This window comes from Brevinematales bacterium, assembly GCA_026415355.1.
Classification (GTDB): Bacteria; Spirochaetota; Brevinematia; order DTOW01; family DTOW01; genus SKYB106.
The window spans coordinates 28,551-42,832 of sequence record JAOAHF010000007.1 but is presented as its reverse complement, the minus strand read 5'-3'; the positions used below and the strand labels follow the sequence as shown (position 1 = coordinate 42,832).

The window sequence follows — 14,282 nt, the reverse complement described above, 5'->3', positions numbered from 1 at the left end:
CTCAATTTTCAGTAACTCTTTTGTCATTTTTTATTATAATAGAAAGTGCAATCGACACCACTAGAATGGACACTATTATGGAGAATGAAATAAAAGAGTCTATATGTATATGAAGAGTTTCTTTTAATATCATCTTTGAACCAATATAAGCAAGTATTACAGACAAACCGTACTTAAGAAATCTAAACATTCCCATTATTCCAGCTAAAGCAAAATACATCGATCTAAGTCCCATCACCGCAAATATGTTAGATGTATAAACTATCAAAACATTAGTTGATATACCAAGAACAGCAGGTATTGAATCAACAGCAAACATAACATCAGTTACCTCGACTAAAATCAAACACAAAAATAGAGGGGTTGCCCAAAGTTTTCCATCAATCTTTGTAAAGAATTTGTCCCCTATATAATTAGGTGTAATTCTAAAAATTTTTGTGGCAAGTTTATATGCAAATCTCTTTTCAATTTTCTCACCATCCTCCTTCTTGAATATAAGCATTAAAGCAGTATAAACAAGGAACAATCCAAAGACTATGAAAAGCCAAGAAAATCTACTAACTAATTCTACTCCTAAGAATATAAATATACCTCTAAATATTATTGCTCCAATCACACCCCAAAATAAAACTTTGTGCTGATACTCTTTAGGAACAGCAAAAAATGCAAATATCACAAGAAAAACAAAAAGATTATCAACGCTCAATGACAACTCTACAAGATATGCAGTTATATACTGAATACCTAACTTACCACCTTTAAAGTAAAAAATAAGTATTGAATATAGTAATGCTATTGATATCCAACTAGCTGACAATAGAAGCGCTTTTTTTACATCAATTTCTTTAGTCCTTCTAAAGAATACAAATAAATCAAGAAATAACACCGTAAAGAAAACAGATATAAAAACAACCCATAACAAAAAATCAATATTACTCATACTTTCTCCTCTATTACCTGTTATCCCTAAAAACTCTGAAAATTATAATACTATCATCCCTTGAAACTTCAACTTTGAATCCAAGTATCTTTGAAAGAACCTTAACTATATAAAGTCCTAATCCACTACCCCTAACCCCAAGGCTATTTTTTGCTCTATAGAACTTATTAAATATTCTCTCAAGATCATCATCACTTATGTAAGAAGCAGTATTTGAAATGGAAATTAAAAGCTTATCTGTATTATCGACTAAAACTCTAACAATACCCTTCTTGGGAGAAAACTTAAAAGCATTTTCTATAAGATTAAACAGTATCAATGACATTTTCTCTTTATCTTCATATACAAACTCATTACCAATACATTGAAACTCAAATTTGATAAGTTTTTCCTGATAAGAAGGTAAAATATTTTCAACTATTCCTTGTATAACCTGCTTTATATTAAACTCTTCCTTATTTATAACAAACCTTTTGGTATTTATATTCGAAAGACTCATTATGTTTGATATAGTGTTAGTTATTCTTGATATATTTGATAGTGCTATATTAATTACTCTTTCTGAAAACTCTTTTGACATAAGTATATTTTCAATAGCAAGGGATAAGTTTGTAATAGGTGTTTTAAGCTCATGAGATATGATACTCATAGTTATGTCTACAACACTTTCAAGCTTTTTAAAGTTAGTTATATCAAAGAAGTATATAACTGTAAGATCATTAATAGTATTTTGATACATCTTTATCAACCTTCTTTTTCCTCTTCCAGATATAACTTCAAGCTTGTGAGGCAAATCACTTCCAGGATTCCGTAACTTACTCGATGACAAAGTAAACAATGAGTAGAACTTTTTACCTATATAATTTCCATGTAGCCCAAAAAATTCTCTAACAAAGTCATTATAAAACACCACATTCTTATCCTTATCAACTACTACCAACCCTACTTCTTTAATATTTTGAAAGAGTTTTAACATAGTGTTATTTTTCTCTTCAAGAATTTTCATATTTCTTAGAATGGAATAAAAATTTTTTATCACAAATACTGGAAACTCATTAACAGAACTTAAAGGATAGTAACCCGAATGAAGTCTTTTTATAACCTTTGTTGCAGAGGCAATGCTGCAAACATATCTTAGAATTAAATAAATACCATAACCAGTACCAATAACCATTAAAAAACTCTCTACTGCGAATAATATATTCCTGTTAACTATACTATACAAAAGCTGTATTATAAATATAATTCCGAAAACTACCAAAATAGATATTATAAGTTTAGTTCTATTATCAAGAAATCCCAGTAGTACTAAAAATCTCCTTATATTATTCATTAGGTTTTATTTCAATAATAGTATCCCCATATCCTACGATATCTCCATCTTTCAGAAAAATTTTCGTTATAACACCATTAACAGGAGACTTAATCTCATTCAAGACACCTAAAACTTCAATATTACACAATAAATCACCTTTTGAAACAGACTTACCAACAGATACTATAGGATTACCTTTTTTATCATTTAACCTAAATATACCTACAAACGTCGACTTAACTTCCAAACTTTTAACATCTTCTATTTCCTGTTCAGTAGTTTCTTCAAACTCCTGGTGCTGTAATGAGTAAGAAATGCTACCAACATCCACGCTATGAGAATCTCCTGAAAACTTAATCGACAACTTAGTATCTTTTAACTTAACATAGAGTTCCTTTATACCAGAGTTTTTAGCTATTTCTACTACCTTCTTTATCTCTTCAACCATAATCAGAACCTCCAGTTTTAAAATTATATTCTTAACTCCAATGTTATATCAAACTGAAGATATCTCTCTCTAAGAGTTATTTTATTAATATTAAAATTCTACGTTTCCGCAAAAGCAAAATACCCCGATACTAAATCACATGGATTAAATCATAGATAACCTATAAAAACTTTCAATTTCACTATACCAGTGTGGAATTTCTTGATAAAGAAAAGCTACTACCATATAATATTAGTATGCCTAGCGTCAAGAAGTACAACGAAGGTTCTATAATATACTTTGACAAAGATATAGGTGATAACGTCTTTTTACTAAAAAGTGGTAGAGTTATAATCAAATACATATCCGAAGACACAAATGAGGAAGTATCAAAAGTAGTTAGACCTGGTGAAATATTTGGTTTAAAGTCAGCCATAATATCTGCTCCTAGAGGTGAAACAGCTATATCTGCTGAAATGTCAGAAGTTATAATATTTGACGTAAAAGAGTTCGAAAACTTTATTTCCAGTAAACCTGAAGTACTGTTTAAAACCCTTAAAGCCCTAAGTAACCAGCTTAGGAATATTGGTATAAGAGTAAGCAACCTATTATCTAATAACACTATAATAAGACATGATTTCGGAATGTTTAAAATAGGCGAATATTTCTTGATGAACAAAAAGTACAAGCAGTCAATACAAGTATTTGAAAGGTTCATAAAATCATACCCTAATTCTGAACTTGTAAACGAAGCTAAGAAAAGGATACAAATAGCCAAAAAAGCAATAGAAACAGGAATAGTTGACAAATTTACTCCTATCGATGAAAACAAAGTCTTAGAAGAATCTTCAATAACATCAGACATTGTTGTAAACGGTACCATATCAAGCATACTGAATGCTATAACCATAGCAGAAAATAACTTACAAAGAGGGAAACTACAAGAGTCTCTAAACATTGTAAGCAAAATTCTTGATCTAAAAGATATACCTAGTATAGATTTACTTGAAAAGGCTTTAGGAATAAAAGCAAAATGTTTGTCAAAAATGAAAATGTATGATCAAGCAATAGAAACATATAAGGAAATAATCGACAAGTTCCCAAACTCCAAAAATATAAAAATATCTATGTTCAATATGGCTATAGCATTCATAGAAAAAGGAGATAAAGTCAATGCAATTGGAATTTTAAGGAAGGTATCATCTACACCACCTTTTGATGAAATATCTCAAAAAGCAAAAGAAGTTATAGCAAAGATATCAATCTAACTATTTCTGAATAAACCTAATTATTCTCGTAAATTCATCAAGGTTTAATGACGCACCACCAACTAGCGCTCCATCGATGTCTGGCATTGCCATAAGGTCATCTATATTTGAAGCTTTCACACTACCACCATACTGTATTATGATATTGTTAGCTATTTCTTTTGAATACATTTGCGCTAATAATTGTCTTATGTATTGTTGTACTTCTTGAGCATCTTCAGGTTTTGCTGTCTTACCAGTTCCGATAGCCCACACAGGTTCGTAAGCTATAACTACATTCTTTATTTCTTCAGAGCTAACTCCCTCAAGTCCTCTAATAGTTTGCTCCCTGACAACATCTAGTGTTTTACCATATTCTCTTTCTTCAAGTAATTCTCCAACACAAAGTATAACCTTAAGATTATGCTTCAATGAAGCTTTAACTTTCTTGTTTATCAACTCATCAGTCTCTTTAATTATATGCCTTCTTTCACTATGACCTATTATAACATATTCACACCCAACATCCTTAAGCATTAAAGGAGATATTTCACCAGTATATGCACCGCTATCCTCGTAAAATACATCTTGCGCTCCTAGTTTTATATTAGTTTCTTTTATAACTTCATAAACAGGATAAAGTGCCGTAAAAGGAGGACAAATGAGAATATCTCTATCTTTTACATCCTTTAAGTTTTCAACAAGCCCTCTCGCCAAAGTAACAGCTTCAGAAACAGTTTTATTCATCTTCCAGTTACCTGCTATTAGACATCTTCTCATATCCAAAACCTCCAAATTTTGGTATATTTTAAGTTTGTTTACGTCAATACTTCAAATTGGGAATACAAAAGACTATCTGAAAATTTGTTGTATAGTTTTATTCACAAAATGAAAGCACAAAAACCTCATATTTATAATTCAATGAAGTTTCGGAAGATTTTATGCCAAAGAGAAAGGATATAAACAGTATTTTAGTTATTGGTTCAGGACCTATTGTTATAGGTCAAGCATGTGAATTTGATTACTCTGGTTCTCAGGCTTGTAAAGCTCTTAAGGAAGAAGGTTTTAAAGTAATACTAGTAAACTCGAATCCCGCAACAATTATGACTGATCCTGAAATAGCAGACGTAACATACATTGAACCTCTTACAGTTGAATTTATTGAAAAAATAATAGACAAAGAAAGACCTGATGCTCTATTACCTACGCTGGGAGGACAAACTGCTCTAAACCTAACAGTCAAGCTTTACGAAGAAGGAATACTTGACAAATATAAAGTTAAACTTATAGGTGCTAATGTTGAAGCAATAAAGAAGGGTGAAGATAGAGAACTATTCAAAAAGAGTATGGAGAAAATAGGGCTTAAGTGTCCCTATAGTAAAGCAGTACACTCTCTTGAAGAAGCAATTGAAGTAGCAACTAATATTGGTTTTCCTGTAATTATAAGACCTGCTTTTACACTTGGTGGCACTGGAGGTGGAATAGCATACAACATAGACGAGTTTAAAGTCATAGCAGAAAGAGGATTGCGAGCTTCAATGATAGGAGAGATACTTGTCGAAGAATCCCTTATAGGTTGGAAAGAATTTGAGTTTGAGGTAATGAGAGATAAGAAAGACAATGTCGTTATAGTATGCTCTATAGAAAACTTTGATCCTATGGGAGTTCATACAGGAGATTCAATAACTGTTGCTCCAGCACAAACACTTACCGACAAACAATATCAAGTATTAAGAGACGCAGCAATAGCCATAATAAGAGAAATAGGTGTTGAAACTGGTGGCTCGAACATACAATTTGCAGTTAACCCTGAAAAGTTTGATTTCATGGTAATAGAAATGAATCCTAGAGTATCAAGAAGCTCAGCCCTAGCATCAAAGGCAACTGGATTTCCGATTGCCAAAATAGCAGCTAAATTAGCCATCGGATACACCTTAGATGAAATACCAAACGATATAACTAAAGAAACTCCAGCTTCGTTTGAACCAACTCTTGATTACGTCGTCGTAAAAATGCCAAGATTTACATTTGAGAAATTTCCAGATGCCAGACCAGTATTGGGTACTCAAATGAAGTCAGTCGGAGAAACAATGGCTATCGGCAGAAGCTTCAAAGAGGCTTTTGTAAAAGCAATAGTTGGACTCGAAACTGGCAAAAAATTCTTTGAAGGAATACTAACAAAAGATAGTACCCTACTAGAAAACCCTGACAAAATAAGACAGACAATTACTTCAAAACTAATAGAACCAAACCCCGAAAGAATATTCTATATTAGAGATGCCCTTGAAATAGGAATGACAATTGACGAAATATACGAGTATACAAAGATAGACAAATGGTTCTTGTATAATATGAGAGAAATATTAGACGCTGAAAAAACAATACCCAGTAAATTAGAAGACATAACTTACGACCAAATGAAATACTATAAGCAGATAGGTATCACAGATTATCTTATAGCACTAAAAACAAACAAAACAGAGATAGAAGTAAGGGAATACAGAAAAACTTTAGGTGTCACACCAACTTATAGGATAGTCGATACGTGTGCCGCTGAGTTCGAAGCTAAAACTCCGTATTACTATTCAACTTATGATGAAGAGTGTGAGTATATTCCTAATGAAAATAAGAAAGTTGTTATACTTGGAAGTGGACCTAACAGAATAGGACAAGGTATAGAATTTGATTATTGTTGTGTACATTGCTCAATAGAGGCTAAGAAGATTGGTTACGACGCTATAATGATTAACTCAAATCCAGAAACAGTTTCTACAGATCATGATATATCAAGTAGATTATACTTTGAACCACTCACATTTGAACATGTAATGAATATAATAGAAAAAGAAAACCCTGATGGTGTAATATTACAGTTTGGTGGACAAACACCTCTGAAACTATCTCTCCAACTTAGAAAAGCAGGTGTAAAAATTCTAGGAACATCAGCAGAAAGTATAGACATAGCAGAAGATAGAGAAAAATTTAGAGAGCTTTTAAACAACCTTAACATAAAACAACCAGAAAGTAGAACTTCCACAAGTATAGAATCTGCTCTAAAAATGGCCGAAGAACTCGGATACCCAGTATTAGTAAGACCTTCATATGTATTAGGTGGTAGAGCAATGAATATAGTATATAGTGAAGAAGAATTTCTTGAATACGCAAGAGAAGCAATAAAAGTCTCAGAAGGATCACCAATACTAATAGACAAATTTCTTCAAGATGCTATAGAAATTGATGTTGATGCAGTAAGTGATGGAAATGATGTTGTAATAGCTGGGATTATGGAACACATCGAGGAGGCAGGAGTACATTCTGGTGACAGTGCTACAGTTTTACCACCTTTTTCATTATCAGAAAAAATAATCAACAAAATAAAAGAATACACCATAAGTATAGCAAAATCACTAAATGTAATAGGACTTATAAACATTCAGTACGCAGTCAAGGATGGAGAGGTATATGTTTTAGAAGCTAACCCCAGAGCTTCTAGAACAATCCCATTTGTATCCAAAGCAACAGGAATACCTTGGGCAAAAATAGCAACAAGAGTTATATTAGGTCAATCTCTAAAAGAAATAGGTGTTAAGGAACCAAAATTAAACTACTACGCAGTTAAAGAAGTAGTATTACCTTTTGATAAATTCCCTGAAGTTGAACCTATACTAGGACCTGAAATGAAATCAACAGGTGAAGTTATGGGCATAGATGAAACATTCCCAATGGCTTATGCAAAAGCAGAAATCGCTGCAGGAACTAACCTTTCACTCAAAAGTGTACTACTAACCATAGATGATAAAGATAAGCATAAAATATTGAATATCGCAAAATCCTTACAAGAAATAGGTGTAAAAATATACGCAACATCCGGTACCCACAACTTCCTAAATCAAAACGGTGTCCAATCAGAATTAGTTCTAAAAATAGGTGAAGGAAGACCAGACTTACTAGATCAGATAAAAAACGGCAAAATAGGAATGGTATTTAATACAACTCGGACAAGAAAATCTATTAAAGATGAAGTAAGTATTAGAAAATTAGCTATCAGATATAAAATTCCCTTGATCACAACTGTACCAGCAATGTATGCAGCAGTTGAAGCACTAAAGTCTATAAAAGAAAAAGAATTTAAGGTTAAGTCATTACAAGAATACAAAAATGGTAAATACTAAAGCTTTAAAACCAACAATCCTATTAAGTAGCATCTTAACATATTCAACTCCTAAAATTTTATTGTCACAGCAAATAAGTTTCAAAACCATCAAGGAAAGTTACTAAACCGTAAAAAAATTAACTACATAAAACATTTATGCATTTTATCAATTTCAAATATAACCTTATTTTTGTCAAACAATCACTGACAATCTAACTATCTGAGTACGAAATGAACCACGTAAATGGTGTTAAACTCAATTGGATTACCAAATTCATCTCTAGCAGGTTCAAATAATATATTTTTTACGTACTTTATAGCTTCATTATCTAATAAACTACTACCACTACTTTGTACTACATTACAATCCTTCACCCTACCATTCGTTGATATGACAATTTCAATAGAAACTTTACCTTCTATCCTTTTTATTCTAGCAGATAATGGATAGTTTATAGGTGGATTAGATAATATCCTAGGTGGAATTATTTGTCCCTCAGTTTTGATTGATCTTTCAGTTTCGTAAGTTACCTCATTAACATTCTCAACTAAGTTTTGACTTTGAACACTTTGTCCATCAACTACTTTATGAGTTTCTGTCTGTTTAGTAACACCTTTTTTTTTATCTTCAACCTGTTGTAACTTTTGGTTATCTAGGCTAAATTTTATGAGTAAAAGCATCTTATCATGATTATGACTATCATTCCTAAGTTTCGGAAAGGGTACATTCCAGTTAAACAACACTAAAAATATCACAAAAGTGTGTATCAAAACAGATATCATAAAATACTTAAACATACCATCATTCATAACTCACCTAATGCGATTTAAATACTTTAACCCATATTAGTACATAACATAGCATTTCAAGAAATGAATTTCTTCACTTCATCAATTGATGGTTTTATTGTAAAGGTAGGAGGCAAGTTTGAGATTGCTGTATTTGGATCTTTTAATCCATTTCCAGTAGCAATTGATACCACTAGAGATCCTTTCGGTATATCTCCTGTTTTGACTAGCTTTATAAGCCCTGCTACTGATGCTGCTGATGCAGGCTCCATAAATATACCATCTTTTGATGCTATTTTTTTATAAGCATCTATTATTTCTTCATCAGTAACATCTATTATTTTACCACCTGATTCATCCTTAGCAACAACTGCTTCTTTCCATCTTGCTGGATTACCTATTCTTATCGCAGTTGCTATAGTTTCAGGTTTTTCAAAAACCCTATTATAAACTATAGGCGCAGCCCCACTTGCCTGTATTCCAAACATCCTGGGAAGAGAATTTATTTTCCCTATATCTTTGTATTGTTTATATCCCATCCAATACGATGTTATATTACCAGCATTTCCAACTGGCATAACTTGAATATCAGGTGCCCTACCTAAAACATCACATATCTCAAAAGCAGCAGTTTTTTGTCCTTCAAGTCTGGTAGGATTTATAGAATTTACTATTTCAATACCAAGTTCATCTTCTGAAGCCTTAACAACATTTAGAGCATCATCAAAGTTTCCTTCAACCTCAAGTACTATGGCTCCATAAATCATAGCTTGTGCTAATTTACCAATTGCAACATATCCTTTGGGTATAAGAACTATTGATCTTATACCAGCTCTAGCAGAATACGCAGCAGCAGAAGCAGACGTATTACCTGTCGAAGCACATATAGTAGCCTTAACTCCTCTTTCTAAAGCTTTCGATATAGCAACAGTCATTCCTCTGTCTTTGAAAGATCCAGTAGGATTTAAGCCCTCATACTTCACGAATAAATCTATACCTAACTCTTTACCGAGATTATAAGCCCTTATGAGTGGCGTATTTCCTTCTAAAAGGGTAACAATTGGTGTTTTATCTGTTATTATTGGTATCAAATCCCTGTATTTCTGTATCACACCATTCCAAATCATAAACTACATTATAATTGTCTTTACATATTCCTTTCTAGAACGCTCAGTAAATCATAATATTAGTAAGGATTAACTAAATCATATACATAACAATACTTTCTATTAATGCCTAAAAATACATCATTTTATTTTAGTTGCTTATCATTTGAGCAAAATTTTATATATGCTTTTAGCAAAATAATTTTTTCAAACATCTTGAATTTAAAGGTATTCAAGAAGATCAACCAATTTGGCATATTACTTGATTGTAAAACGTAAAACAGGAGGTATGTATGAAAAGAACAATAATAGTTTTGAGTATTTTGTCAATACTCGGAACGGTTGGATTTAGTGCTAGCTTCTCTGCTTGGGTAGGAATGACAGGACAAGGTAAGTTTGCTTTGAACCCGTTTATTTATCTACCAACCTCATTTGATAGCGTATCAGCAGATTTAGTCATTGGATACGGTTTTACCGACAATATCGACATCCTAGCAAACCTATCATCAATATCACTATCTGGTAATGGTTTTAATTGGAGCGGAGCTTGGATTATGCCTAGATATGACTTCGGTAAGTCAGATCTACTACCGTATAACATTGTAGCTTTACAGGTAGGTTATATTGGGAGCATATTAGCTTCTTTACAGTATCATACTCTTATAAAACCAGTTGATATATTGGGAATAGAACTCAACTTGATAGGTACATTCATTACATCTACTCCAGAATTACTAATATCCATAATAATTGCCCCTGTACTAAACATAGTAGGACCTCTAAGCATATACTTTGAGTTTGATCCATCTTTTGGCCTATCTACAGGATTTGGGTACACTATCATTGGTGGTATAGATATAAACCTAGGGAATATAGGAGAAATAAGCATAGGATACAACATAACATCATCAACATTAGTTGGATGGTATTTTATAACTTTCTAAATACCAAAATCTAGGCCCCTACTTAAGTAGGGGCTCATATCACAAGCTAATTATCTCATTATCGATTAACCTAGTTCTACCTATAAAAACCGCTATAGCCACTACAACACTACCCTTTTGAGGTATTTCTTTAAGACTATCAAGCGTTTCAGGATCAATTATTTCTATATAATCAACCTTTGACACAAATGGCTCTATAAAGTTAGAAAGTGTCTTTCTTATCTCAGCTACATCACGGCTACCAGAAAGGATAATTTCTCTAGCTTTCTGTAGTGTTTTATACACATACAATGCTCTTTGTCTTTCTTCATCAGACAGATAAACATTTCTAGAACTCATAGCAAGTCCATCTTCTTCTCTAACTATAGGCATCATTACAATTTCTATGGGAAAGTTTAAATCTCTTACCATCTTTTTTATTATCTGCGCCTGTTGATAATCTTTTTGTCCGAAATAAGCTCTATCAGGTTGAACTATATTAAAAAGTTTTGAAACAACAGTAGCAACTCCCTTGAAATGTCCTGGCCTCGAAAGTCCACAAAGATGATTAGGTAGCTTCTCAAGGTTTACATAAGTTTCAAATCCATCGGGATACATATCATCTACAGAAGGATAAAAAACATAATCTACTGCTTCCTTTTCGAGTATTTTCCTATCTTTATCAAACTGCCTAGGATAACGATCATAATCTTCCGAAGGACCAAATTGTATTGGATTTACGAAAATACTAACTACTGTAACGTCATTGTCTTTTTTTGACTGCCTAACTAGCGACAAGTGCCCATCGTGTAGAGCTCCCATAGTAGGCACAAATCCTATTGTTTTATTACATTTTTTTAGACTTATCATTTCTCTCTGAATTTCTTCTGGTTTGTGTATTATTCTCATACTATTTTTTTCTCTTCTCCTTTTAAAAGTCTCTTGATATTTGAAGAATGCCTAATAATTATCAAAAACATAACAAGAAAGGTAGTTGAAATTAAAACATAATTATTCGATAAACTATTCTGAATTATTGAAGAAATAAGTAAGTAAGAAAATACAGATATAGTAGCAGCAATCGAAGATATTGATACTATTCTAAAGATAAGAATAAATATCCCGAAAACGAGTGCACCGATAAGTGTCCCAACCGGTGTCAAAACAAGGAAAACACCTAATGAAGTAGCCACCCCCTTACCTCCCTTAAATCCAACAAATGGAGAGAATATATGTCCCAATATAGCAGACACCCCAACAAACACATAAACTTCTGGTAAGAAAAATGTTATGTTATTACTCTTCCAAAACAACCAAACAACGAACGTAGGTATAGCACCTTTCAAAGCATCAAGTATCAAAACTATAACACCCCAAAATTTACCAACTGTCCTGAATACATTAGTAGCTCCAATATTTCCGCTACCTTCTTTAGTTATATCAATTCCTTTAAACGACGCAATTACTTTACCAAATGGAATACTCCCTAAAAGAAAAGATAATACTATAAAAACTATATCCCACACCATTTTAATCTCCTACTTCTGTATAACTTTCGGAACTACTATAAAATTACCTTTTCTCTTCGGGCTGTTTTTAAGCATATTTTCAACTTTGTCGCTTGGCTTCACAATATCTTCCCTTTGCTCATTTATTATGTCAATAGGATACGGTGATGGGACAATATTTTCAGTATCTAGTTCCCCTATCATTTCGACAAAAGAAACTATATTACTGAATTCTTCTGCAAACTTCTCAAGCTCTTCTTCAGAAAAACTCAATCTAGAAAGTTCTGCTACCTTCTTAACAACTTCTTTTGTAATCATATATCTCCAAGTATATAAGTTTATAAGTTCTTATTTCAAGCTGTTTATCTTAAATTCGTGCATGAGTTTAAGATCAATCAAAAGATTTAAAAATCACTCAGCTTACTGAAATTCTCAAACCACTTTTTTGAAATCGGTCTTATAATTTTTTCTAATAACTTTAAGTTCTCTTCTTCATATTTCACAGATAAAATATCAGATGATTCATCATACATCTTATCATAAACTTCATCGTACATTGAGTTTAAAACCTCATTTCTCATATATTCATATATTTCATCATTGAAATTAGGTTTATCATAATCTATTCTTGTAAATTTATAGTAGTTTTCTCTATTATCCGTACTTATAGAAATCACACTATTAGTCAATTTTTCATCTAGCAACATATTTTCAGGTTCTATACCTATTAGAGACAATATATCATACAGTTTATACATCTTTTGGTTTTCAAAATCTTCACTACTAGTAAAATACTTAAAGACATCTATGTTCTCATAATAATAAACTATCTTATTTAAATCGTTAGTATAAAACAACTCCACATCAAAAGGTTTATCATTTTTTATCTTATTAATAAGTTCGTTTTTCTCACTCTCAGAAGTACTTTTAGGTATTGATGCAAATAGAAAAGAAAGTAGAAGAAATCCCTTAAACTGGATATCATAATATTCTTTTATCTTTTCATAATCTAAAATACCAGAGTTCTTTAATTCGTTTTCAATTAACTTTGAAATGAGATTAGTTTGATTTATTATTCTTTCTAGAATTTCTAAAGATATATGAGAAGAAAAATCTCCAACACCTATGAGTTCAAGTTTCGAAGACATAATATCTTTGAGGTAACCTATATCAGAACTTGCACTTAAGTTATTAACAATACCTCTTTTTTCAGCCATCAAAACTATCGAATTTCTAGTTATTACCTCTTCGAGAGTTATATCAAACATAAGTTTTGAAAATTTCTCAATATCATCCCTTGATAGCTTTGTATTTCCTGATTTTTCAAAAGTTGTATACCCTACTAAAAGCGATAAAAAAGAGTTTATAAATTCCTCTGAAGTTATCGATCTATCCCCTATTTTGGCTATCACCATAACAAAATACCCTCATGATATTTTTTGTATTGCTTCCTCAAGCGTATCATATATATCGAATACTGTATCTAACTCAACAATTTTAAATATCTTTTTTATATTGCTATTAAGTCCCGATATCGCAAATTTACCCTGTTCTGATATCACCATTTTGTAAAAACTTACTATAACTCTTAAACCACTACTAGATATATGCTGAACATCAGAAAAATCTACTATAACCTTACGAGGATTTTTCTCATTTATAAGCAAAGTAATTTGCGTTTCAAGATCAAGAGAAGATTGAACATTTATAACACCACTTAACCTTACTATAAAAATATCATTCACTTTTTCAACTTTCATAAATTTACCTAGATCTTTGATATATTTTGAATAATCGGAAATCTAAATTCAATAAACAGTTTCATAAAATGTTTTCAAATTTAACTCCTTATAAACTATACTCCATAAACTACA

The 14,282-nt window shown here is 31.7% G+C and carries 14 protein-coding genes; 3 read left to right on the top strand and 11 right to left on the bottom strand.

The annotated features are described in order from the left end of the window. Position 1: 1 nt before the first annotated feature. Genes N2712_03820 through N2712_03810 form a run of 3 tightly spaced genes read right to left on the bottom strand, consistent with a single transcriptional unit; the run spans position 2 to position 2,703 of the window. Entirely contained in the window at positions 2-940 is a 939-nt protein-coding gene (locus tag N2712_03820; protein MCX8029104.1) for a TerC family protein, read from the bottom strand. A 13-nt stretch (positions 941-953) separates the two neighbouring features. Beyond that, entirely contained in the window at positions 954-2,273 is a 1,320-nt protein-coding gene (locus N2712_03815; GenBank protein MCX8029103.1) for a HAMP domain-containing histidine kinase, read from the bottom strand. Further along, complete coding sequence (locus tag N2712_03810) at positions 2,266-2,703, bottom strand: biotin/lipoyl-binding protein (GenBank protein ID MCX8029102.1); 438 nt, start codon at positions 2,701-2,703, stop codon at positions 2,266-2,268. Before N2712_03810 ends, N2712_03815 begins: the two co-directional genes overlap by 8 nt. Before the next feature lie 191 nt (positions 2,704-2,894). On the opposite strand from N2712_03810, the gene N2712_03805 reads away from it, so the two are divergent. Next, positions 2,895-3,950: a tetratricopeptide repeat protein gene (locus tag N2712_03805; protein MCX8029101.1), complete on the top strand. Its 1,056-nt coding sequence runs from the start codon at positions 2,895-2,897 to the stop codon at positions 3,948-3,950. On the opposite strand, the gene tpiA is transcribed toward N2712_03805, so the two are convergent. Next, positions 3,951-4,709, bottom strand: coding sequence for a triose-phosphate isomerase (gene tpiA / locus N2712_03800; protein ID MCX8029100.1), 759 nt, complete (start codon positions 4,707-4,709; stop codon positions 3,951-3,953). 161 nt (positions 4,710-4,870) lie between these two features. Between tpiA and carB the strand changes: the two genes are divergently transcribed. Further along, complete coding sequence (gene carB, locus N2712_03795) at positions 4,871-8,101, top strand: carbamoyl-phosphate synthase large subunit (GenBank protein MCX8029099.1); 3,231 nt, start codon at positions 4,871-4,873, stop codon at positions 8,099-8,101. A 197-nt stretch (positions 8,102-8,298) separates the two neighbouring features. Here carB and N2712_03790 read toward each other — a convergent pair whose 3' ends face one another. Both N2712_03790 and thrC read right to left on the bottom strand, forming a co-directional pair. Further along, complete coding sequence (locus N2712_03790; GenBank protein MCX8029098.1) at positions 8,299-8,892, bottom strand: TonB family protein; 594 nt, start codon at positions 8,890-8,892, stop codon at positions 8,299-8,301. 56 nt (positions 8,893-8,948) lie between these two features. Further along, positions 8,949-9,998 carry a threonine synthase gene (gene thrC / locus N2712_03785; GenBank protein MCX8029097.1) on the bottom strand — a complete coding sequence of 350 codons (1,050 nt, stop codon included), beginning with the start codon at positions 9,996-9,998 and terminating at the stop codon, positions 8,949-8,951. Between the two features lie 272 nt (positions 9,999-10,270). Between thrC and N2712_03780 the strand changes: the two genes are divergently transcribed. Next, positions 10,271-10,921: a hypothetical protein gene (locus tag N2712_03780; protein MCX8029096.1), complete on the top strand. Its 651-nt coding sequence runs from the start codon at positions 10,271-10,273 to the stop codon at positions 10,919-10,921. 39 nt (positions 10,922-10,960) lie between these two features. On the opposite strand, the gene panC is transcribed toward N2712_03780, so the two are convergent. The 5 genes from panC to N2712_03755 form a co-directional block, all read right to left on the bottom strand. Then, entirely contained in the window at positions 10,961-11,809 is an 849-nt protein-coding gene (gene panC, locus N2712_03775) for a pantoate--beta-alanine ligase (GenBank protein ID MCX8029095.1), read from the bottom strand. After that, entirely contained in the window at positions 11,806-12,429 is a 624-nt protein-coding gene (gene plsY, locus N2712_03770) for a glycerol-3-phosphate 1-O-acyltransferase PlsY (protein MCX8029094.1), read from the bottom strand. Before plsY ends, panC begins: the two co-directional genes overlap by 4 nt. A gap of 9 nt (positions 12,430-12,438) precedes the next feature. Then, a complete protein-coding gene (gene gatC, locus N2712_03765) occupies positions 12,439-12,726 on the bottom strand; it encodes an Asp-tRNA(Asn)/Glu-tRNA(Gln) amidotransferase subunit GatC (GenBank protein ID MCX8029093.1) in 288 nt (95 codons plus the stop codon). Between the two features lie 86 nt (positions 12,727-12,812). After that, the gene (locus N2712_03760; protein MCX8029092.1) at positions 12,813-13,823 is read right to left on the bottom strand and encodes a hypothetical protein; all 1,011 of its coding nucleotides are present in this window, start codon (positions 13,821-13,823) and stop codon (positions 12,813-12,815) included. A gap of 12 nt (positions 13,824-13,835) precedes the next feature. Further along, positions 13,836-14,168 (bottom strand): STAS domain-containing protein, encoded by a 333-nt coding sequence (locus N2712_03755; protein ID MCX8029091.1) that lies wholly within the window; start codon positions 14,166-14,168, stop codon positions 13,836-13,838. Between the last annotated feature and the right edge of the window lie 114 nt (positions 14,169-14,282).